Origin of the sequence: Chitinophaga sp. GbtcB8, from assembly GCF_019091455.1 — a bacterium.
Taxonomy (GTDB): Bacteria; Bacteroidota; Bacteroidia; order Chitinophagales; family Chitinophagaceae; genus Chitinophaga.
This window is the reverse complement of sequence record NZ_JAGXJN010000471.1, coordinates 1-233: the sequence shown is the minus strand read 5'-3', so window position 1 is coordinate 233 and position 233 is coordinate 1. Positions and strand designations below refer to the sequence as shown.

Below are 233 nucleotides of genomic sequence, written 5' to 3'. Positions count from 1 at the left end.
CACACCCCCCCCACCCTCCTAGGGATTCTGCAACGGGAATGTTACACTACAGGATATTCCCCCGGCATATACCCGCTACGGGCCCCCCGGCCTTTCCGTATTTACAGATGAGAGATTCTTTGGCGGCCCCGCCGATGATCTCCAGCAGGCAAGGGCAGCCCATTACATACCTATTCTGCGTAAGGATTTTCTGATCGATGGATACCAGATCCTAGAAGCCAAGGCAATAGGTG

At 54.5% G+C, this 233-nt stretch carries 1 pseudogene; it reads left to right on the top strand.

Annotated elements, in window-relative coordinates:
- Window positions 1–46: 46 nt before the first annotated feature.
- Window positions 47–233 (top strand): annotated as a pseudogene (locus KVT36_RS32340) (indole-3-glycerol-phosphate synthase TrpC); the annotation flags it as partial.